We start from the raw sequence: 21,320 nt of genomic DNA on the forward strand, positions 1-21,320 counted from the left end.
GCTTGTCACCTCTTTTTTATACAAGTGTACAAAACAATCTGAAAAAATACTATTATCTTTTACTATCGGAGGCTTAAAAATGGATATAATAGAAGAAGCAAAGCAGTGGATGGAAAATTATTTTCTGTCAGAAACGACTGGACACGACTGGGAACATATCGAACGCGTGTGGAAAACAAGTATTTATTTACAAAAACACGAAGGCGGAGACTACCAATTAATCAGTCTAATCGCTTTATTCCATGATTTTATGGATGAAAAGCTGACTACAGCTCCAGGAGAAAAGGAAAAAGAACTAAAACAATGGTTAGAAACACATCACTTGGTATCAGAAAAAATTGAAGAAGTCATGCATGGTATCAAAGCAGTATCATTTAAGAAAGGTAAAAATCCCTATCAAGCAGTTTCTATAGAAGAAAAAATCGTTCAAGATGCTGATCGATTAGACGCGATAGGTGCAATTGGCATCGCCCGCGCTTTCACATATGGAGGATCTAAGGGTCGTCCCATCACAAGTAAATCAAATCCAGAAGAAAGCACTGTCTATCATTTTTATGAAAAACTCTTCTTGATCAAAGACCTTATGAAAACAAAGTCAGGGAAAGAACTGGCAGAAAAAAGACATAAATTGATGGAGCATTTTATACAAGAATTGAAAGCAGAAATAAGTCTTTAAAAAAGTACTTGTGTTTAGAGTAAATAAGTTATATAATAGAATAGCTCTAGAGGAACAATAAAACAGTGATTTAAAAAAATGTTGACATTGATTGTCCAGAGTGCTATACTTTAAAAGTTGCCTCAAGAGGCGCTATGACCTTTGAAAACTGAACAAAAAGAAGACGAAATGGTAACGGAACAGTATGTTTCGGAACATCGCAAGCGGAAACAAAAAGTTGTTTCCAAATAGTAACAAACTAGTAAGTAATTGCTAGCGAAGTCAATATATGACGCGAGGAATTTATTCGGTCAAACGAATAAATATTCAAACGCACTTTATTTTAAAGAGAGTTTGATCCTGGCTCAGGACGAACGCTGGCGGCGTGCCTAATACATGCAAGTCGAACGAATGACCTTAGGAGCTTGCTCCTTTGGTCGTTAGTGGCGGACGGGTGAGTAACACGTGGGCAACCTGCCTGTAAGATTGGGATAACTCCGGGAAACCGGAGCTAATACCGAATAATAATCAGCTCCGCATGGAGCGGGTTTGAAAGGCGGCTTCGGCTGTCACTTACAGATGGGCCCGCGGTGCATTAGCTAGTTGGTGGGGTAAAGGCCTACCAAGGCGACGATGCATCGCCGACCTGAGAGGGTGATCGGCCACACTGGGACTGAGACACGGCCCAGACTCCTCCGGGAGGCAGCAGTAGGGAATCTTCCGCAATGGACGAAAGTCTGACGGAGCAACGCCGCGTGTGTGAAGAAGGTTTTCGGATCGTAAAGCACTGTTGTTAGAGAAGAACAAGGATAAGAGTAACTGCTTGTCCCTTGACGGTATCTAACCAGAAAGCCACGGCTAACTACGTGCCAGCAGCCGCGGTAATACGTAGGTGGCAAGCGTTGTCCGGAATTATTGGGCGTAAAGCGCGCGCAGGCGGTTTCTTAAGTCTGATGTGAAAGCCCCCGGCTTAACCGGGGAGGGTCATTGGAAACTGGGAGACTTAGAGTGCAGAAGAGGAGAGTGGAATTCCATGTGTAGCGGTGAAATGCCGAGATATATGGAGGAACACCAGTGGCGAAGGCGACTCTCTGGTCTGTAACTGACGCTGAGGCGCGAAAGCGTGGGGAGCAAACAGGATTAGATACCCTGGTAGTCCACGCCGTAAACGATGAGTGCTAAGTGTTAGGGGGTTTCCGCCCCTTAGTGCTGCAGCTAACGCATTAAGCACTCCGCCTGGGGAGTACGACCGCAAGGTTGAAACTCAAAGGAATTGACGGGGGCCCGCACAAGCGGTGGAGCATGTGGTTTAATTCGAAGCAACGCGAAGAACCTTACCAGGTCTTGACATCCTTTGACCACTCTGGAGACAGAGCTTTCCCTTCGGGGACAAAGTGACAGGTGGTGCATGGTTGTCGTCAGCTCGTGTCGTGAGATGTTGGGTTAAGTCCCGCAACGAGCGCAACCCTTGATTTTAGTTGCCAGCATTTAGTTGGGCACTCTAAAGTGACTGACGGTGCAAGCCGGAGGAAGGTGGGGATGACGTCAAATCATCATGCCCCTTATGACCTGGGCTACACACGTGCTACAATGGATGATACAAAGGGTCGCGAAGCCGCGAGGTGAAGCTAATCCCATAAAATCATTCTCAGTTCGGATTGTAGGCTGCAACTCGCCTACATGAAGCCGGAATCGCTAGTAATCGCGGATCAGCATGCCGCGGTGAATACGTTCCCGGGCCTTGTACACACCGCCCGTCACACCACGAGAGTTTGTAACACCCGAAGTCGGTAGGGTAACCTTTATGGAGCCAGCCGCCGAAGGTGGGACAGATAATTGGGGTGAAGTCGTAACAAGGTAGCCGTATCGGAAGGTGCGGCTGGATCACCTCCTTTCTAAGGAATAGGAAACTTGCGTTTTTCATTCTTCTTTTGTTCAGTTTTGAGAGGTTTTTTCTCTCTAAGAAAATCGTTCTTTGAAAACTAGATAAGAAAGTTAGTAAAGTTATCACAAGTGAAAACTTGTAAAAAGAAGTAACCGAGAATCATCTGAAAGTGAAACTTTCCGCTTTGGAAGTGGTCATCGCTGACCGCAGAAGAAGCAAAAAGACCTTACGCAATCGCGTAAATGGTTAAGTTAGGAAGGGCGCACGGTGGATGCCTTGGCACTAGGAGCCGAAGAAGGACGGGACTAACACCGATATGCTTTGGGGAGCTGTACGTAAGCGTTGATCCAGAGATTTCCGAATGGGGGAACCCACTATCTTTAGTCGGATAGTATCCTGACGTGAATACATAGCGTTAGGAAGGCAGACCCAGGGAACTGAAACATCTAAGTACCTGGAGGAAGAGAAAGAAAAATCGATTTCCTGAGTAGCGGCGAGCGAAACGGAAAGAGCCCAAACCAAGAAGCTTGCTTCTTGGGGTTGTAGGACACTCTATACGGAGTTACAAAAGAAGGATGTAGATGAAGCGGTCTGGAAAGGCCCGCCAGAGACGGTAAAAGCCCGGTAGTCGAAACGTCTTTCCCTCCAGAGTGGATCCTGAGTACGGCGGAACACGTGAAATTCCGTCGGAATCCGGGAGGACCATCTCCCAAGGCTAAATACTCCCTAGTGACCGATAGTGAACCAGTACCGTGAGGGAAAGGTGAAAAGCACCCCGGAAGGGGAGTGAAATAGTACCTGAAACCGTGTGCCTACAAGTAGTTAGAGCCCGTTAATGGGTGATAGCGTGCCTTTTGTAGAATGAACCGGCGAGTTACGATTTGTTGCAAGGTTAAGCGGAAAAAGCGGAGCCGTAGCGAAAGCGAGTCTGAATAGGGCGTATGAAGTAACAGGTCGTAGCCCCGAAACCAGGTGATCTACCCATGTCCAGGGTGAAGGTAAGGTAATACTTACTGGAGGCCCGAACCCACGCACGTTGAAAAGTGCGGGGATGAGGTGTGGGTAGCGGAGAAATTCCAATCGAACTTGGAGATAGCTGGTTCTCTCCGAAATAGCTTTAGGGCTAGCCTCGAGGTAAAGAGTCGTGGAGGTAGAGCACTGTTTGGACTAGGGGCCCTTCTCGGGTTACCGAATTCAGATAAACTCCGAATGCCATGTACTTATACTCGGGAGTCAGACTGCGAGTGATAAGATCCGTAGTCGAAAGGGAAACAGCCCAGACCACCAGTTAAGGTCCCAAAATATACGTTAAGTGGAAAAGGATGTGGGGTTGCTTAGACAACCAGGATGTTGGCTTAGAAGCAGCCACCATTGAAAGAGTGCGTAATAGCTCACTGGTCGAGTGACCCCGCGCCGAAAATGTACCGGGGCTAAACGTATTACCGAAACTGTGGATGAACATCTTCGGATGTTCGTGGTAGGAGAGCGTTCTAAGGGCGTTGAAGTCAGACCGGAAGGACTGGTGGAGCGCTTAGAAGTGAGAATGCCGGTATGAGTAGCGAAAGAAGGGTGAGAATCCCTTCCACCGAATATCTAAGGTTTCCTGAGGAAGGCTCGTCCGCTCAGGGTTAGTCGGGACCTAAGCCGAGGCCGATAGGCGTAGGCGATGGACAACAGGTTGATATTCCTGTACCAGTGCCGTTTGTTTGAGCAATGGGGTGACACAGAAGGATAAGGAATCGCACGAATGGAAAGGTGCGTCCAAGCAGTGAGTGTGAGAAGTAGGCAAATCCGCTTCTCGCGAAGCATGAGCTGTGATGGGGAAGGAAATTAAGTACGGAAGTTCCTGATTTCACGCTGTCAAGAAAAGCCTCTAGTTAGAACTGTACTGCCCGTACCGCAAACCGACACAGGTAGATGAGGAGAGAATCCTAAGGTGAGCGAGAGAACTCTCGTTAAGGAACTCGGCAAAATGACCCCGTAACTTCGGGAGAAGGGGTGCTCTATTAGGGTGAAAGCCCGAGAGAGCCGCAGTGAATAGGCCCAGGCGACTGTTTAGCAAAAACACAGGTCTCTGCAAAACCGTAAGGTGACGTATAGGGGCTGACGCCTGCCCGGTGCTGGAAGGTTAAGAGGAGCGCTTAGCGCAAGCGAAGGTGCGAATTGAAGCCCCAGTAAACGGCGGCCGTAACTATAACGGTCCTAAGGTAGCGAAATTCCTTGTCGGGTAAGTTCCGACCCGCACGAAAGGCGCAACGATCTGGGCACTGTCTCAACGAGAGACTCGGTGAAATTATAGTACCTGTGAAGATGCAGGTTACCTGCGACAGGACGGAAAGACCCCGTGGAGCTTTACTGCAACCTGATATGGAATGTTTGTACCGCTTGTACAGGATAGGTAGGAGCCTAAGAGCTGCGCGCGCCAGCGTGCAAGGAGGCAATGGTGGGATACTACCCTGGCTGTATGACCATTCTAACCCGCCACGCTTAGCGCGTGGGGAGACAGTGTCAGGTGGGCAGTTTGACTGGGGCGGTCGCCTCCTAAAGAGTAACGGAGGCGCCCAAAGGTTCCCTCAGAATGGATGGAAATCATTCGCAGAGTGTAAAGGCACAAGGGAGCTTGACTGCGAGACTGACAAGTCGAGCAGGGACGAAAGTCGGGCTTAGTGATCCGGTGGTTCCGCATGGAAGGGCCATCGCTCAACGGATAAAAGCTACCCCGGGGATAACAGGCTTATCTCCCCCAAGAGTCCACATCGACGGGGAGGTTTGGCACCTCGATGTCGGCTCGTCGCATCCTGGGGCTGTAGTCGGTCCCAAGGGTTGGGCTGTTCGCCCATTAAAGCGGCACGCGAGCTGGGTTCAGAACGTCGTGAGACAGTTCGGTCCCTATCCGTCGCGGGCGCAGGAAATTTGAGAGGAGCTGTCCTTAGTACGAGAGGACCGGGATGGACGCACCGCTGGTGTACCAGTTGTTCCGCCAGGAGCATCGCTGGGTAGCTATGTGCGGCAGGGATAAACGCTGAAAGCATCTAAGCGTGAAGCCCCCCTCAAGATGAGATTTCCCATTTCTTCGGAAAGTAAGATCCCTGAAAGATGATCAGGTAGATAGGTTTGGAGTGGAAGTATGGCAACATATGGAGCGGACAAATACTAATCGATCGAGGACTTAACCAATAAAAATGATTATCGGTGAAAACTTTACAATCTTTCTTCTCTAGTTTTGAGAGAATGTTTTTCTCTTATATTGTCTGGTAGTTATGGCGAGAAGGTCACACCCGTTCCCATCCCGAACACGGTAGTTAAGCTTCTCTGCGCCAATGGTAGTAGGGGGTTTCCCCCTGTGAGAGTAGGTCGCTGCCGGGCAATTTTTTTATTGTTCCACAGTAGCTCAGTTGGTAGAGCAATCGGCTGTTAACCGATCGGTCGTAGGTTCGAGTCCTACCTGTGGAGCCATTTTTTGTGTATAAAAATATAATTGCCGCTTTAGCTCAGCTGGTAGAGCACTTCCATGGTAAGGAAGGGGTCGTCGGTTCAAGTCCGACAAGTGGCTTAATAAAAAAGATAGTCAGCTCCCAATGCTGACTATCTTTTTTTATTGCTAAATATATCTCAAAATGAAATAAGGTATCTGTCCCTATACTTGAATAAACGTCTAGTTTATTTTATACTATAGGTATAATGGAGGGGAGTAAATGAAGACCAAGAAATCGCAAATCGTACTCGCAGCAAAAGAATTATTCCAGACGAAGGGGTATTTTCAAGTTTCTGTTCAAGATATAATAGATAAAAGCAGCGTTTCAAAGGGAACATTTTATAATTATTTTACTTCTAAAGAAGAGCTGGCAATTGCTATTTTTAAGCAAGAACATGCCATTTTATTCCAGCGTTTAGAGCAGATCATGGCAAATCAGTCTCAAACTAAGAAAGAAAACTTTATCGATGTTTTAAAAATGATGATCAACTTTAATAAAAATAACGGCGAAGTGTTGGATGTGACAATTTCTAACAGTGTCGGGGATAAAGAATTTAATGAATATCTTCGTGGTATTCGTTATAAAGGGATTGAATTTCTGAAGCAGATGTTAGTAGAGGTCTATGGTAAGCGTGTTAAAAAGTACGAGGCTGATATTACGTGGATGCTGTGTGGGATGCTTATTATTGCAGTGCTTACAATGGCTCATAAAAATATGGATGAAAGTTTTATTGATCGGATTCTTTTATATATCATGCGCCGAATGGATGTTTTGGTGGAAGATATTGTCCAAACCGAAGACCTGATGATGACGAAAGAGGATATTGAAGCAATTATATCGGACAGCAATCTTGTTCGGAACAAACGGCTAGCTTTGGTAAGAGAAGCTGTAGAAGCGTTGGCTGATAAAATCGATGAGCTTGATATTTTGGATCAAGATAAGTGGCAGTATAAAGAGTCGCTCAAGGCATTGCTGATCGAGGTCAATACTCAGGAAACGCCACGGCACTTTATTGTGCAAGGAACGCTACTTTATTTGAAGCAAAATGCGTTGCCGGAGATCCAAAGTGAAATCGTGGAGTTAGAGGGTAATATCAATCGCTTATTCTAAATTTTATACTATGAGTATATTTTTATTGACTTAGCAGTTCTTTTTATTTATACTACAATTATTCGCTATTTGCGAGAAGGAAGGGGAATAATTGTGACAACTACTACACCTACAGAGCAAGCAGTCGATGTGAACGGTAAAAATTATAGCCGTGCCTTCTTAGTAGTTACGATGATCGTCGGTGCATTTGTGGCCGTATTGAATCAGACTATACTTGCTACTGCATTGCCGAAAATCATGAAGGATCTGGATATAACTGCGGCGACTGGTCAGTGGCTTACAACTGCATTTTTATTGACGAACGGTATTATGATACCGATCACTGCCTTATTGATTGAAAAGATAAGTTCAAAAGTCTTGTTTCTTACAGCAATGATAGTATTTACTATCGGAACGGTGATTGCGGCCATTTCGGGTTCGTTTTCTACTTTATTGATTGGTCGGATCATTCAAGCAGCTGGAGCAGGTATTATGATGCCGCTCTTGCAAACGATTTTCTTACTGATCTTCCCGAGGGAACGACGAGGAGCCATAATGGGGCTGATGGGGCTGGTTATTGCCTTTGCTCCGGCAATCGGTCCTACGTTGTCTGGTTGGGTCGTTGATTCATATGACTGGCATGTCCTCTTTATCATCTTGATACCGATTGCTGTTATTGATATTATTTTGGCTATTTTCGGAATGAAAAAAGTAGTCATTCTTAAAAATACAAAAATCGATTATTTCTCGATTGTTTTGTCTACATTAGGATTCGGTTCGTTGCTCTACGGATTTAGTGCAGCTGGAAACGATGGCTGGTCTGATCCAGGTGTGGTAACGATGCTGATCTTGGGAGCTGTATTTACATTCCTATTCGTATGGCGCCAGTTGCGGATCGACAATCCGATCTTGGAAATGCGTGTTTTCCGCTATCCGATTTTCACGTTGTCCGTCATCTTAGGTTCGATCGTCATGATGGCAATGATCGGAGCAGAGATCGTCTTACCGCTTTACACCCAAAACATTCTTGGTGAGTCTGCGTTCCATTCGGGATTATTACTTCTTCCAGGGGCACTTGTAATGGGGATCATGAGCCCTGTGACTGGGATCATCTTTGATAAGATTGGGGCGCGTTGGCTGACGATTATCGGCCTGATCATTCTAACGGGCGGAACGATACCATTTATTTTCTTAAAAGCAGATACATCTATCTGGTACGTCGTGATTTTCTATGCGGTTCGTTTCCTAGGGATCGCAATGGTCATGATGCCAGTAAGTACAGCCGGAATGAATGCTTTGCCGGAAAAACTGATCAATCATGGTACAGCCGTGAATAATACGATTCGTCAAATTGCCGGTTCGATCGGAACGGCGATATTGATCACTGTATTAACGAATGTCACGAAAAACAATATGCCAAGTAAGATGTGGATGGCTGGTCATCCGACTCAAGCTGCTCAAAAAGCACTTGATGCCAATTTAGGCGGGATGGAAGCAGCCTTCATGGTTGCGGTCATCTTCTCTGTACTGGGTCTGATATTGAGCTTCTTTATCCAAGACCGTAAAAAAGAAGCAATCATCAAAAAATAGTTATCAGCAAACAAAAGAGCCGCTCTGGCTCTTTTTTTGTGCTATATTAGAAGAAGAACTTTTTGCGAAAGGATGTTAAAGGATGAAGATAGGATTCATTGGTACAGGAAATATGGCGACAGGAATCATTTCCGGGTTGAAAAAAGATACTGAAATAGAAAAGTCCATATTCGTTTACAACCATCATTCTGAAAAAACAGAAGCTTATGCTGCAAAAATGGATGTAACAGGAGTTGCATCGAGCCAAGCGCTGGTTGAAGAAAGCGATATTGTTGTACTTGCGGTCAAGCCAGTTGGATTTCCGAATGTGGTCGCTGAGATTTGCATGGCTGTTCAAGCGAAAAAAATACCAGTGATCTCGATTGCTGCTGGAATCACCACTGCATGGTTGTCTGAACAATTTGGTGCAGAGGTCCCTGCGATTCGGGTCATGCCGAATATGAATGCTGTCATCGGCGAATCAATGTCCGGTATCGCAGCAAATGATGCGACTTCGGAAGCACAGCTGCAGCAGGCGGAAGCGATTTTTCAAACGGTGGGAGCCGTAGAACGTGTGTCAGAAGAAGAATTCAGTATCTTTACTGCTATTGCTGGAAGTGCACCTGCGTTCGCGTTCTTATATATGGATTCGATCGCGAGAGGTGCTGTAAAAGCTGGGATGAATAAACAAAAAGCATTGCGGATCGCTGCTCAAACCGTTTTGGGAAGTGCCAAAATGATCTTAGAATCAGAGGAAGAACCTTGGCCGCTGATTGATAAAGTTTGTTCGCCGGGCGGAACAACGATTGCAGGCGTAGATGCGTTGCTGGACAATAGTTTTGTCCCTACAGTAATGAAAAGTGTAGCGGCAACGATCAAGCGTGATAAAGAAATGGAACAAGATCAATAATAGGGAAAGAGGGGAACCAGTTTGACAAACATAAACACGATTGTCACAGATATGGACAGTACGTTATTATTAAAGGCGGGGGATGCGATCCATCCGTTGAATAAGGAAGTTTTAGGAGAATGGCAGGCAGAAGGAAACCAATTATTCCTTGCTACCGGACGTCTTGACCTAGCAATTTTGAAATTTATCCATGAATTGAATATCACGACACCAGTAATTTCTTGTAATGGTGGTTTGATTCGTGATTTTACAAAAAATGAGATCCTTTATAAAAGTGATATTTCCTTGGATCTAGTGAAAGAAGTGTTGGCTACGATCCACGCGCAAGGCTTGGACTTCCACATTTATACGACAGAACGGATTTTAGGGCCATCAAAATCAGGAAAGATTGCCTTTTTTGACAAGCTGAATGAGACATTGCCGGAAAATGAACAAGTTCCACTTACAATCTCCGCAGATCCACTGGCTGAATTGAAAGAAGGCGAATTTCCTTTGAAGATCCTTGTGATCGAGGAAAGTAAAGAGAAACAAGCAGCGATAAAACAAGCGTTGAGCGGATTACCATTATCAGTTCTTTCTTCAGCTTCCAACTTAGTGGACATTATGAATAAAGGTATCGACAAAGAAAATGGGCTGCGTTATTTAGCCTCGCAAGGGTATATCGATTTGACTACTACTGCAGCCTTTGGCGATAATGAAAATGACGCTGGGATGCTAGAAGCTTCTCAAATCGGTGTTGCAGTTGCCAATGCGATCCCGACTACATTAGAACGAGCTGACGAAGTAACGTTGGACAATGAAAGTGGCGGCGTCGGTGTGTATATCCAAGAAAAATTGCTAGGGAATAAATAAGTTCCTAGCAATTTTTTTGCAGTATTAATGCTTATATGCTAATATATACATATAATAAAAATAGAAAGGAATGAAGTGGGATGGCACACGAACATCACAGCCATAATCATGCACATAATGCGAATAAAAAATCGCTCTTCCTTAGTTTTATATTGATTGCCGTTTTTATGGTTGCAGAAATAGTTGGCGGTTTGCTGACCAACAGTCTGGCGTTGCTCTCGGATGCGGGACATATGTTCAGTGACGCGGTTGCCTTAGGATTGAGTTTGGCAGCATTTAAATTTGGAGAAAAGGCGGCAGATCAATCGAAAACATATGGTTATAAACGATTTGAGATCTTAGCAGCATTTTTAAATGGGTTAGCACTTATTATTATCGCATTATTTATTTTTTATGAGGCCTATCACCGTTTTTTTGCGCCACCTGATGTTATTGGGCCTGGAATGATGATTATTTCCGTGCTCGGTCTGCTAATCAATATTTTAGTCGCGGTTATTTTGATGCGCGGGGAAAGTCATGAAAATCTGAATATGCGGAGTGCTTTACTTCATGTCTTTGGCGATCTGCTTGGTTCCGTTGGTGCTATTATTGCAGCTTTGCTCATCATTTTCTTCGGCTGGAATCTAGCCGATCCGATTGCCAGCGTTATCGTTTCCTTTCTTGTACTAGTGAGCGGCTTCCGAATTTTGAAAGATTCTATCCATATTTTGATGGAAGGGAAACCGACTAGCATCGACATGGATAAGATCACGACAGATATGCTTGCGATAAATGGTGTAAAGGAAGTGCATGATCTCCATATATGGGCGATCACTTCAGATTTCACAGCGCTTACGGCACATGTGAAAGTTACAGATGATGCTGACCGTGAATCGATTTTGACGCAGATTGAGAAATACCTACAAAGCAACTATCACTTAGAACACAGCACGATCCAATTGGAAAGTCATTCGAAGCAGTGTCACCATTGTAATTAAAGTGGTAATCTCTCGCTTACATCCGATTCTTCATGTTACTATGTAACCAATAAAGGAAGGAGTGAGCCACATGTCTGAGGAATTTGATCTAGGAAGATTTCTAAAGAAAGCTTTTATTGTAGCGCTGGGTATAGGATTGATCGGGCTCGGCCTGATCGCGGCATTGACGCTAGTGGGCGTTGTGATTGCTATTCCATTATTTAAGAAAGGTGCCCGTGCGCTGCTGCTCCATCAGAGCGGCAATGTGTCCGGGAAAATAAAGTGGGAAGATGAAGAAGGTTCCCATAAGTACAAATGGTAAGGGGGACCGCTGCTTATTTAGCTCATAAATAAGTAGTGGTTTTCAATATATTTTCAAAAATGAATGCTTCAAATCAAGAAAAGCGGGAAAAATAGAAATTAGAGGTGTTGTGTGATGAAAGCAGTAGGACTATATGAACATTTACCGATCGAAGCAGAGAAAAGTCTGCTTGATCTAGAAGTGGATAAACCGGAAACTCCTAAAGGACATGATCTATTAGTAGAAATTTTGGCTGTGTCAGTTAATCCGGTCGATACGAAACAGCGAAAGGCAGAGGTTCCGCGTGAAACAAATCCACGGATTCTTGGCTATGATGCCGTCGGGGTCGTTCGAGAAACCGGAGAAAAAGCTGGATTGTTCAAACCAGGAGATGAAGTTTATTTTGCCGGTGATGTGACAAGGCAAGGATCGAATGCGGAGTATATACTGATTGATGAAAGAATCGTAGGGAATAAACCAAAATCGCTGACTATCGAAGAGGCTGCTGGAATGCCGCTGACGACGATCACCGCATGGGAAGCGTTATTTGAACGTTTGGGGATCGAGGAAGATAAAGATGAGGGGAAATCGATTCTTATCATCAACGGTGCTGGTGGAGTAGGATCGGTGGCGATCCAGCTCGCGACTTATGCAGGTCTTGAAGTCATCAGTACGGCTTCCCGAGAAGAAACAGCAGCGTGGATCAAAGAGATGGGCGCAAAGCATGTCGTCAATCATCGTGAAGACTTAGAGAAGCAACTCCAAGATTTAGGTTTTGCTAATGGTGTAGATTATATACTTTGCTTGCATGACACATATCAATATTGGGATACGATGCAGAAACTGATTCGTCCCCAAGGCAAAATCTGTAGCATTGTCGAATTGAGTGACCCAGTGAAAATGAATCTTTTGAAAGATAAAAGTGCGACATTTGTATATGAATCTATGTTCACCAGATCAAAATATCAAACACCAGACCTAATTAGACAACATGAAATATTACAAGCGGCGGGGGCACTTTTTGATATGGGAAAACTAAAATCAACGGTGAAAAAAGTACTTCATCCAATTAATGCTGCCACCATGAGAGAGGCACATCAAGAGGTCGAACGAGGCAAAATGGTTGGGAAATTAGTAGTGAAAGGATTTGACTAAGCTATGGAGGGAAAGCACGTATCACTTTATATCGCGATGAGTTTAGATGGCTATATTGCAGATGAAAGTGGCAGTGTAGCTTGGTTCGACCAGGTCGATCAAGATGGCGATATGGGCTATGCCGCTTTTTTTGAAAATATCGATACAGTCGTCATGGGGAAGAAAACCTATCAGCAGATATTTTCCTTAACAGATGCTTTCCCTTATGCTGACAAGGCCGTATATGTCTTTTCTAGTAAGCAAGCAAATACGGAAGATGAACATGCTAAATTTGTAAAAGGAAGCTCAGAAGATTGGCTGGATTCGATCGAAGGTGAAAAAATCTGGCTGGTCGGCGGAGCGGATTTGATCAAACAATTTTTAAAAGAAAAAGTGATTGATGAATATGTCATTACTGTAGCGCCGATCTTGCTTGGGAAGGGGATCCCGCTGTTCGATGTCGCTAGCAGTATCGGATTGACATTGAAAGCAGTAAGTCAGTTTGGACAATTTGCCCAGCTGACCTATCACAATCAGGAGGAAGCAAAATGAAAATAGCCGCTTTTGATGTCGATGTTCAAAAAGGATTCACGCCACTATGCCCGGAAGAGCTGCCTGTTCCTGGCGGCGACACCATTGTACCGGAACTCGAGTATATGGCTGGCTTTGCCGATTATCGGATCGGCAGTAAAGATGCGCATCCCGATCAAGCAGTATGGACGGTAGCAACGCCGGAAGAAATGTTGCAGCCGTTGGAATATCCGGAAGCCGATCTGACTTGGGTAAAACATTGTGTGCCAGGAACAAAAGGGTTCGAGTCTCTAGAAGGCCTGCCAAGACCTACGGAATATGACTATTATATCTGGAAGGGAATGGAGCCGGACTTGCATCCTTATGGGGCTTGTTACCATGATATCCATGAAAACCTAAGCACAGGAGTAATTGAATTTCTTCGGGAACGCGAAGTAGGCTGTGTCATTGTGGGTGGATTGGCATTTGATTATTGTGTGCAAACGACCGTATGGCAGTTGCAGCGGGCGGGATTTAAAGTCCTAGTTTATCTTCCGGCCACGCGAGGTTTGACAGAAGAAGGAACGGGGAAAACAAAAGAAACTTTTTTACATACAAAGAATATTCAAATGATCGACAACCGAGAGGAACTTGCTGCTTATTTTGCTAAATAGAGTAGGAAGGTGAGAGTAATGAAACGGATCGGTTATTTCCCAACTGGCGTACTCATAATCGTGATTGTAATGACATTGATCGCATACCCGATGTTGCCGGCAGAAATAGCTATCCATTTCGGTAGTGATTTCTCACCGGATACATTCGCTCAAAAATGGCTTGGCTTGCTTATCATTCCAATCTTGATGCTTGCTTTCTTAGTGACCGAGTATTACGGCATTGAGAAAGTAAAAAGCGATATTTTGCTGGAATTCAAATATTGTTTTTATTTGGTGCTGGTATTCTTGGCGGTGATGCAGGGCAGTGTGATCTTGTATAGCTTAGGCTATGATCTGACGACGGCGAAAATGAGTTTGGCGATCGCTGGACTTATTATGTGGCTGATCGCGCATTATCTGTTGCATTCAAAGAATTTTTTTAAATTCTTAACGCTGATCGGCTTTAAAAAAGTAGATGCCTGGGCGCGAAATCGCCTGAAAGACATTACGGTCAGTACGCTCACCGTGGCAGGTGTGATTTGTTTCTTGCGGGTATTTTTGAGCCCGACCGACCCGAGTTTGTTTTTCATTGTGCTCTTTTTGATTATCAGTTTAGTAGTTTTTGGTTCAGGTGTTTATTTAAATAAAAAACAATAATACAGTTTTTGTTTACAACTGGTACAGTTTTGTTTATAATGATGACGGATATTTGCTTTTATGGAAGCGTCCGTCATTTTCTTTTTATATACTGCGCAATCAAATAAGGGAGGAATTCAATTTGTTTAAACGTAAGGGGTTTTACATCAGTATCCTAGCGATAATGATGTTAGTTGTACTTGCTGCATGTCAAAGTAAAAATACAACACAAAGTAACAAAGCGAATAAACCAGCTCAAGTTGTCAACATTATGGAAACAAGTGCCTTACCTAGTGCTAGTCCCACACTTGCCGATAACAGTGTGAGCTTCCGAGTGATCAATCAAATCTTTGAAGGTCTGTATCGCTTAGATAAAAAAGGAAAACCACAGCTAGCGCTCGCAGCAGCAGAACCGAAAATCGAAAACAATGGTAAAACATACATTTTTAAAATAAGAAAAGATGCAAACTGGTCGAACGGCGATCCGGTAACTGCCGCGGATTTTGAATATGCTTGGAAAACAGTAGTTGATCCGAAGACCGCTGCGGCATATGGCCCGCAAATGGAAGAAATCGTTAAAAATGCTACTCCAATATTAGCGGGTAAAAAAGATCCCGATACATTAGGTGTAAAAGCATTGGATGAGAAAACACTGCGTGTCGATCTGGAAAATCCGGTGCCGATTTTCAAAGAATTGCTTACGACAGGTACGTTTTTTCCGCAAAACAAAGCCTATGTCAAAAAGCAAGGCGATCGTTATGCAACAGCGAGTCGTTATTTGATCTCCAACGGTCCGTACAAATTAGATAATTGGAATGGAACCAATCTTACTTGGGATTATGTGAAAAACGATACGTATTGGGATGCGAAGAATGTAAAAACTAAGAAAATCCACGTAACTGTTGTAAAAGATACAAATGCCGCTTTAAATTTATATACGACTGGGAAATTAGATCGTGTGACGCTGGACGGTGATTTTGTAAAGCAATACGAAAAAAATAAAGCTTTCCATCGCATTGCTACAGGGCGTTCGATCTACATGAAAATGAACCAAGGGAAAGACGGCAAGAAAACAGTGCTTGCCAACAAAGATATCCGAATCGCGCTGGCAACGGCTATCGACAAAGAAACAATGGTCGACAAGCTTTTGGCAGATGGTTCTAAGCCTTTAGACGGCAATGTGCCAGCAGGAATCATGTTTGATCCGAAAACAAAAGAAGATTTCCGCAAAGAGAACGGCGACCTACTTGGTTATCAATTAGACAGTGCTAAAAAGCATTGGCAAAAAGGATTGAAAGAGCTTGGCAAAAAAGAGCTGACCCTAGCGCTAACGACTGGCGATACGTCGCTTGATAAGAAACAATCCGAGTATATCCAATCACAGTTGGAAAATAATTTACCAGGCTTGAAGATCAAGATTCGTAATCTTCCGACCCAAGCAAGTTTCAAAGCAGATGTTACTCAAGACTTTGAACTTCTACTTGGCGGTTGGGGCGGCGACTATCAAGATCCGCTGACCTATCTGAACTTGTTCATTACCAATAGCCCAGGTAACCATACTGGCTTCGAGAACGAGAAATACGACAAGCTGGTTCTAGGCGCGAAAGGTAAGCTGTCTAATGATGTTGAAAAACGCTGGACCGCTTTACTGCAGGCTGAGCGGATCCTAATAAAAGATAATGCAGTTTTGATCCCGCTTTATCAAGGTGGCCGGGCATACTTGCAAAAAGATAACTTGCAGGATTATGTGACTTATCCGATCGGTGCTGAAAATTACAAATGGATCGTGAAAAAATAAAAATGAGCGAAAGAAAATCTGAAAAAGGTATTCTTTCGCTTTTTTCGTGAAAAGCAATTTTTAGAAATCAGCCTCAAGGAGTATTATTTTTCAGTCGGAAGCCGTTCGCTGCTTGTTTTCTTTATTAGCTATAATAAGGATAACAACAAAAAGGGTGTGAGGAAATTGAAGAAAGGGATACTTGGTCTGTTGACAGCACTACTTATCATCACGGTTTTTATTGTAGAATTTCAAACACCTGCTGCTTCCGCAGATACTTATTACATAGCGGTTGAAAAAGCAGGGAAACCCATTCACCGCAATAATTTCCATGGATACTTATTTAAAGAAAGATGTATGAATCGCAATGGAGAAAGAAAAACAATTGAATTTTTGAGTAGTAAGAGTTTAGAGCGGAATAAACGCTACAAGGTAATTATCCGAGCAAATAATTTATTAGTAAATGCGACGCCGATGAGTGATAAAGGTGGCAGCACAGTTCAATATTTAGATGAAAAATAGAAACGGAGGAAACGTTATGCGTCATATTTTAAAAATCATTGTCACTATTATTCTGGTATTGATCGGATTTAACATCGCGCTGCATTTGATCGGAAAGCTGTTCTCAGTTATTATCCCGATAGTCATTTTGGCAGCGATCTGTTTCGGACTTTACCGGATCTGGTATCACCAGAACAACCGCAGACATTCGGATCAATTTTTTGATTGAACGAGTAACAGCAGCCTCCTGAGTATACAGGAGGCTGCTGTTTTTTCATTGAATAGGCAAGCGCAATAATGGCGAGAGTTCGATGTGTGTGGGATGCGCTTTTTGCCAGCAACGTTTGTTGAGCTGTAGTTGGATGACAGTAGCATCTGCAGATTCTTCTGCTTGGATGATTACTGCCGGAAATTTCTTGTCTTGCAATTGCAGTGTAACAGCAGCGTTCAATTTATACGGTGCGCCGTTTAGTTGAAGTGTACATTGTTTTTTAAACGGTCTCCATTCTTGGCAAGTGGCGCTGATATGTTTTGCATCAGCGACCTGCAACGATAGGAAATCATTTTCCGTAAAATAGGGACGAATCGTTTTCTGAACAGCTGCATGGGTAGTCAGGATACTGGTTTTTTGGGAATAGGGATAAGGTTCTCGCACTTTTCCGATTCGTCTGGTGAGCTTGAAACGCTGAAAATGAAGTGTTAAAAAGAAATCCCAAATTTTTTTCTGGACGAGTAATTGCGCATGCTCGGCAAAGGTAATATCAAAGATAAATGTACGATTGCCGTGTTGCTTTTGTGGCGGGATCGTGATCTGCTCTGTTTTGTTACGGTCATAGAGCAAGATTTCCGGCTGGAAATGAAGTCCCTTGATCATATCCCCCAGCTCGATCTCCAATTGAAGCCGTTCTGCATCTAAATCGAACTTTGTAATGGAAATGACTGGTTTGATATAAGCGTTGAGATTCTGTTCTCCCAATCCATGAGCAGTTTGTATCTGTCCAAAGATCTGCGTACCTTTCACAGTGAAAGCATCAAATAACTGATTGGTGATTCGATATTCGAAGTCTTCATAGGCAGCGAGATCCAAGGCGCGCCCTGCGGATAACAATATTTGCAGATTGGCGGGTAGGTGCTCATCGACAGTAGTGGGAATCTGTAAAGCAAAATCATTTAATTGGGCGAACCATTCTGTTTTTTCTTGGGGATCGGCGATTTTTTGTGTGAAATTTGTAGTTCGAGAATGCATAAAATGACGTTTCACAAATACGGCGGCAATGCTATCTTTATTTTCACGGTCGCTTTCATAAATCGCTTGCATGATCTTTTTCATGACTAGATAGAACTTGTCGGGAGCAACATATGCAGCGCTCATATGGTCGCCTTCCCGCGTTACTAAGTAGTAATAATCTTTCTCAGCCAATACAGAGATCGTTTTGGCTTGTAAGTAAGCCTGCATCGTAAATAACTGATCTTCGGCACTTTTAAGATCGACAGGGAAGTAGATATTGTGCTCGCGAAGCAGCTTGGTTTGAAACATTTTTGTCGGACTTAATGTGTAAATGATCTTGGATGCTACCAAGTCCACCGCTGGAGCAGTTTCTTGGAACATCGATTTTGGGACGCCCCGACCATTTACACCTTTCATTTTGAATAAAAGAACCTCTGACTGGTGATTTTCGATCATCGTTTCTGCATCCCGAAGCAGATCTGGATGAAGGTAGTCATCAGCATCTAAAAAGAGAATGAATTCTCCTTGCGCCTCTTTGATCACGGTATTACGAGGCTTGCCTGGTCCCCCGGAATTCTCCGGTAATTTTATCAAGCGAAGATCAAGTGTTCGTTGGTAGGGTTCGATTATCTCTATTGTTTTATCCGTTGAGCAATCGTCAACGATGAGAACCTCTACCTTTGATAAATCAAATTGCTGATTAGCGATGGATTCCAACCCTTCACTAATAAAAGCTTCTGCATTGTATGCGGCAATGCCAATGGTAAACCTCTTGTTGCTGATCATAATATCAAAACCTTTGCTTTGGATTAATGCTATTTGAAAAGTTTTACTATTTCAAATAGTGTAATTTGTGAAATGTCTAATTAGAAGTATACATTACAATAAAGAGAAATGATAATGTTTTGTGAAGAATAATTTTAGAATGGTGTCAAATGGGGGTTTTGTCTATAACTCTATGCTATAATGACAAAAAGAAAATGCAAAAGAGAGGAAAGAAATCATGGAGAAAGAAAATCACGAACTTCTGAGTCAGTCCGAGTGGCGCTTTGTGGATCACAGCACTGTTCAGCTAGCTTTCGATGCCATCCAGTCCTTTGCTACCGATGATACGCTCTGCTATTCAGTAGGTTCTCATTTGGCGCCTCCAACGTTAAGAGCTTGGGTGCATGAAAAAACGATCTCGCTAGGGATCCAGGATTCCAAGCTACCGCATATAGCAGAAGGTATCGCTTATTTACAAAAAGAAGGATATCGTGTCGTTGTCCGTAATTCCGGAGGGTTGGCAGTCGTGTTAGATAAAGATGTCCTTAACCTCTCGATGATCTTACCGGATGTCGAACGCGGGATCGCGATCGAACGAGGTTATGAAGCGATGTTTGCGCTCGTGAAGGAAATGTTCGCAGCAGAGACTGACAGGATCGAAGCAAAAGAGATCAAGCATTCTTATTGCCCAGGCAGTTTTGACTTAAGCATCGATGATAAGAAATTTGCCGGGATATCCCAGCGTAGAATGGCTAAAGGGGTAGCCGTGCAAATCTATTTAGGCGTAGCAGGAAATCAGCAGGCTCGCTCTGAATTGATCCGGACATTTTACCAAATCAGCGGTAGCAAGGAACAAACAAAATATGAATATCCGGAAGTCGATCCAAACGTGATGGGGACATTGTCGGAGCTACTTGGCGAGCCGCTCGACATCAACGCGGTGTTGATCAAAGTTCTGCAAACGATACATACTTACGCGGGTAAATTGACGTCGAGTCCACTGAATGCAGCGGAATTAGATCGATTTCCTGCTTATTACGAACGATTGATCAAAAGAAATGAAAAAGTATTGGAAAATTTATAGGAGGGAGTGGCGCTAATTGGATTATCTTGGAGAAAAATTAAAAAAAGAAAAAGTATTTAAAGATCCGGTCCACGGCTACGTACATGTGTATGATCAAATCATCTGGGATCTGATCGCAACAAAGGAATTTCAGCGTTTGCGTCGAATACATCAATTAGGAACCACTTCTTTGACTTTTCATGGAGCCGAGCATAGTCGGTTCAATCATTCTCTAGGCGTGTATGAGATCGTCAGAAGGGTGATCGACGTTACTTTTGCTACTGACTACCCAGTTAGCAAAACAGACAGGATAGTGGCGCTCTGTGCGTCCTTGTTGCATGACCTCGGACATGGCCCTTTTTCCCATGCTTTTGAAAAAGTCTTTGCGACCGATCATGAAGCTTTTACCCGCGCGATCATTACTGGTGAAACGGAAGTGGGTGCGGTATTAAGGCGAGTAAGCTCTGAATTTCCGTACGAAGTCGCCTCTGTCATTGCCAAAACGCATCCTAACCAAACGATGGTCCGGCTTATTTCGAGTCAGATCGATGCGGATCGAATGGATTATTTACTGCGAGATGCCTATTATACCGGTGTAAGCTACGGTCAATTTGATATGGAGCGGATCTTGCGTGTTATGCGGCCTAGTCCAGATGGAAATGGGATCATTATCAAATATTCAGGCATGCATGCAGTAGAAGATTATATTTTCAGCCGCTATCAAATGTATCAGCAAGTTTATTTCCACCCGGTCAGTCGGAGTGCGGAAGTGCTGCTTTGGAAAATCTTAGAACGAGTGAAGGCCCTTTATGAGGGTGGGTTTGAATTTCAAATGGAGCCGCGGGAGATCTTGCCATTTTTCAGCGATGAGGAAGTGCCACTGAAAACGTATGTGGAGCTGGACGATGTCGTGTTGATGTATTACTTTGCGAAATGGCAACAGGAGAAGGATGCCATTTTAAGTGATCTATGTCAGCGCTTCTTGAATCGAAGACTGCTCAGCTACATTGATTATAATCAAACAGAAGATGCTGACTTGTACGTCCGCTTAAAAGGTCTGCTGGAAAAAGCGGATATCGATCCAAATTATTATTTAGTCATCGATTTTTCAAGTGATCTTCCCTACGACAACTATCTACCGGATGATGAAGAAATGAAGGCGCCGATCCAATTGCTGATGGCGAATGGCGATCTGCATGAGCTTTCCACGGAATCACCGATCGTTGAGGTCTTGGGAGAAAAGCGCAAGACAGATATTAAACTATATTATCCGAAAGACCTGATCGAAAGCGGCAATATTGAAACAGAAGTTGCCGAAGCGATCATTGCGTTGCTACATGCGCATGAACAAAAATAAGCT

Annotated in this window: 17 protein-coding genes, 2 tRNA genes and 3 rRNA genes; 21 read left to right on the forward strand and 1 reads right to left on the reverse strand. The window is 43.7% G+C overall.

Annotated elements, in window-relative coordinates; translation table 11 throughout:
* Window positions 1-79: 79 nt before the first annotated feature.
* The 19 genes from HMPREF0556_RS11290 to HMPREF0556_RS11380 all read left to right on the forward strand — a co-directional run bounded on the left by HMPREF0556_RS11290 (window position 80) and on the right by HMPREF0556_RS11380 (window position 17,133).
* Window positions 80-676 (forward strand): HD domain-containing protein, encoded by a 597-nt coding sequence (locus HMPREF0556_RS11290; protein WP_040486786.1) that lies wholly within the window; start codon window positions 80-82, stop codon window positions 674-676.
* A gap of 321 nt (window positions 677-997) precedes the next feature.
* Window positions 998-2,550 (forward strand): 16S ribosomal RNA (locus tag HMPREF0556_RS11295).
* A 234-nt stretch (window positions 2,551-2,784) separates the two neighbouring features.
* Window positions 2,785-5,717, forward strand: a 23S ribosomal RNA gene (locus tag HMPREF0556_RS11300).
* Window positions 5,718-5,790: 73 nt separating this feature from the next.
* A 5S ribosomal RNA gene (rrf, locus tag HMPREF0556_RS11305) occupies window positions 5,791-5,906 on the forward strand.
* Together the 16S, 23S and 5S rRNA genes with 2 tRNA genes alongside form the textbook arrangement of a ribosomal RNA operon.
* Window positions 5,907-5,920: 14 nt before the next feature.
* A tRNA-Asn gene (locus HMPREF0556_RS11310) sits at window positions 5,921-5,996 on the forward strand.
* A 24-nt stretch (window positions 5,997-6,020) separates the two neighbouring features.
* Window positions 6,021-6,093, forward strand: a tRNA-Thr gene (locus HMPREF0556_RS11315).
* A gap of 142 nt (window positions 6,094-6,235) precedes the next feature.
* The gene (locus HMPREF0556_RS11320; protein ID WP_003758713.1) at window positions 6,236-7,126 is read left to right on the forward strand and encodes a TetR/AcrR family transcriptional regulator; all 891 of its coding nucleotides are present in this window, start codon (window positions 6,236-6,238) and stop codon (window positions 7,124-7,126) included.
* Window positions 7,127-7,219: 93 nt separating this feature from the next.
* A complete protein-coding gene (locus tag HMPREF0556_RS11325; RefSeq protein WP_003758714.1) occupies window positions 7,220-8,695 on the forward strand; it encodes an MDR family MFS transporter in 1,476 nt (491 codons plus the stop codon).
* 82 nt (window positions 8,696-8,777) lie between these two features.
* The gene (proC, locus tag HMPREF0556_RS11330; RefSeq protein ID WP_003758715.1) at window positions 8,778-9,584 is read left to right on the forward strand and encodes a pyrroline-5-carboxylate reductase; all 807 of its coding nucleotides are present in this window, start codon (window positions 8,778-8,780) and stop codon (window positions 9,582-9,584) included.
* 51 nt (window positions 9,585-9,635) lie between these two features.
* Complete coding sequence (locus tag HMPREF0556_RS11335) at window positions 9,636-10,436, forward strand: Cof-type HAD-IIB family hydrolase (RefSeq protein WP_050777040.1); 801 nt, start codon at window positions 9,636-9,638, stop codon at window positions 10,434-10,436.
* An 80-nt stretch (window positions 10,437-10,516) separates the two neighbouring features.
* On the forward strand, window positions 10,517-11,413 hold the full coding sequence (locus HMPREF0556_RS11340) for a cation diffusion facilitator family transporter (RefSeq protein WP_003758717.1): 897 nt from the start codon (window positions 10,517-10,519) through the stop codon (window positions 11,411-11,413).
* A gap of 70 nt (window positions 11,414-11,483) precedes the next feature.
* Entirely contained in the window at window positions 11,484-11,714 is a 231-nt protein-coding gene (locus HMPREF0556_RS11345) for a hypothetical protein (RefSeq protein WP_003758718.1), read from the forward strand.
* Window positions 11,715-11,828: 114 nt separating this feature from the next.
* Entirely contained in the window at window positions 11,829-12,848 is a 1,020-nt protein-coding gene (locus tag HMPREF0556_RS11350; RefSeq protein ID WP_003758719.1) for a zinc-binding alcohol dehydrogenase family protein, read from the forward strand.
* Between the two features lie 3 nt (window positions 12,849-12,851).
* Complete coding sequence (locus HMPREF0556_RS11355) at window positions 12,852-13,379, forward strand: dihydrofolate reductase family protein (RefSeq protein WP_003758722.1); 528 nt, start codon at window positions 12,852-12,854, stop codon at window positions 13,377-13,379.
* Entirely contained in the window at window positions 13,376-14,011 is a 636-nt protein-coding gene (locus HMPREF0556_RS11360) for an isochorismatase family protein (protein ID WP_003758723.1), read from the forward strand. The genes HMPREF0556_RS11355 and HMPREF0556_RS11360 overlap by 4 nt, the downstream gene beginning before the upstream one ends.
* A gap of 18 nt (window positions 14,012-14,029) precedes the next feature.
* On the forward strand, window positions 14,030-14,647 hold the full coding sequence (locus HMPREF0556_RS11365; protein WP_003758725.1) for a DUF1648 domain-containing protein: 618 nt from the start codon (window positions 14,030-14,032) through the stop codon (window positions 14,645-14,647).
* Window positions 14,648-14,810: 163 nt separating this feature from the next.
* On the forward strand, window positions 14,811-16,424 hold the full coding sequence (locus HMPREF0556_RS11370; RefSeq protein WP_050777041.1) for a peptide ABC transporter substrate-binding protein: 1,614 nt from the start codon (window positions 14,811-14,813) through the stop codon (window positions 16,422-16,424).
* A gap of 165 nt (window positions 16,425-16,589) precedes the next feature.
* A complete protein-coding gene (locus HMPREF0556_RS11375) occupies window positions 16,590-16,925 on the forward strand; it encodes a YxeA family protein (protein ID WP_040486787.1) in 336 nt (111 codons plus the stop codon).
* Between the two features lie 16 nt (window positions 16,926-16,941).
* Complete coding sequence (locus HMPREF0556_RS11380) at window positions 16,942-17,133, forward strand: hypothetical protein (RefSeq protein ID WP_115345989.1); 192 nt, start codon at window positions 16,942-16,944, stop codon at window positions 17,131-17,133.
* Window positions 17,134-17,178: 45 nt separating this feature from the next.
* Here the strand turns inward: HMPREF0556_RS11380 and HMPREF0556_RS11385 are convergent, their stop codons facing one another.
* The gene (locus tag HMPREF0556_RS11385) at window positions 17,179-18,918 is read right to left on the reverse strand and encodes a glycosyltransferase family 2 protein (RefSeq protein ID WP_003758734.1); all 1,740 of its coding nucleotides are present in this window, start codon (window positions 18,916-18,918) and stop codon (window positions 17,179-17,181) included.
* A 217-nt stretch (window positions 18,919-19,135) separates the two neighbouring features.
* Here HMPREF0556_RS11385 and lipL point away from each other — a divergent pair, with 217 nt between their 5' ends.
* Together lipL and HMPREF0556_RS11395 are read left to right on the forward strand one after the other, a co-directional pair.
* A complete protein-coding gene (gene lipL / locus HMPREF0556_RS11390) occupies window positions 19,136-19,981 on the forward strand; it encodes a lipoyl-[GcvH]:protein N-lipoyltransferase (protein WP_003758737.1) in 846 nt (281 codons plus the stop codon).
* Window positions 19,982-19,997: 16 nt separating this feature from the next.
* Window positions 19,998-21,317 carry an HD domain-containing protein gene (locus HMPREF0556_RS11395; RefSeq protein WP_003758738.1) on the forward strand — a complete coding sequence of 440 codons (1,320 nt, stop codon included), beginning with the start codon at window positions 19,998-20,000 and terminating at the stop codon, window positions 21,315-21,317.
* Window positions 21,318-21,320: the final 3 nt, after the last annotated feature.

This window comes from Listeria grayi DSM 20601 (genome assembly GCF_000148995.1).
GTDB classification, from domain to species: Bacteria; Bacillota; Bacilli; order Lactobacillales; family Listeriaceae; genus Listeria; species Listeria grayi.

Bases quoted from the DNA above. Each gene is read 5' to 3' on its own strand.
- HMPREF0556_RS11290 (WP_040486786.1), top strand. From the start codon at position 80: ATGGATATAATAGAAGAAGCAAAGCAGTGGATGGAAAATTATTTTCTG.
- HMPREF0556_RS11350 (WP_003758719.1), top strand. From the start codon at position 11,829: ATGAAAGCAGTAGGACTATATGAACATTTACCGATCGAAGCAGAGAAA.
- HMPREF0556_RS11340 (WP_003758717.1), top strand. From the start codon at position 10,517: ATGGCACACGAACATCACAGCCATAATCATGCACATAATGCGAATAAA.
- HMPREF0556_RS11385 (WP_003758734.1), bottom strand. From the start codon at position 18,918: ATGATCAGCAACAAGAGGTTTACCATTGGCATTGCCGCATACAATGCA.
- HMPREF0556_RS11335 (WP_050777040.1), top strand. From the start codon at position 9,636: ATGGACAGTACGTTATTATTAAAGGCGGGGGATGCGATCCATCCGTTG.
- HMPREF0556_RS11345 (WP_003758718.1), top strand. From the start codon at position 11,484: ATGTCTGAGGAATTTGATCTAGGAAGATTTCTAAAGAAAGCTTTTATT.
- HMPREF0556_RS11370 (WP_050777041.1), top strand. From the start codon at position 14,811: ATGATGTTAGTTGTACTTGCTGCATGTCAAAGTAAAAATACAACACAA.
- HMPREF0556_RS11360 (WP_003758723.1), top strand. From the start codon at position 13,376: ATGAAAATAGCCGCTTTTGATGTCGATGTTCAAAAAGGATTCACGCCA.
- HMPREF0556_RS11380 (WP_115345989.1), top strand. From the start codon at position 16,942: ATGCGTCATATTTTAAAAATCATTGTCACTATTATTCTGGTATTGATC.
- HMPREF0556_RS11355 (WP_003758722.1), top strand. From the start codon at position 12,852: ATGGAGGGAAAGCACGTATCACTTTATATCGCGATGAGTTTAGATGGC.
- HMPREF0556_RS11365 (WP_003758725.1), top strand. From the start codon at position 14,030: ATGAAACGGATCGGTTATTTCCCAACTGGCGTACTCATAATCGTGATT.
- proC (WP_003758715.1), top strand. From the start codon at position 8,778: ATGAAGATAGGATTCATTGGTACAGGAAATATGGCGACAGGAATCATT.
- lipL (WP_003758737.1), top strand. From the start codon at position 19,136: ATGGAGAAAGAAAATCACGAACTTCTGAGTCAGTCCGAGTGGCGCTTT.
- HMPREF0556_RS11320 (WP_003758713.1), top strand. From the start codon at position 6,236: ATGAAGACCAAGAAATCGCAAATCGTACTCGCAGCAAAAGAATTATTC.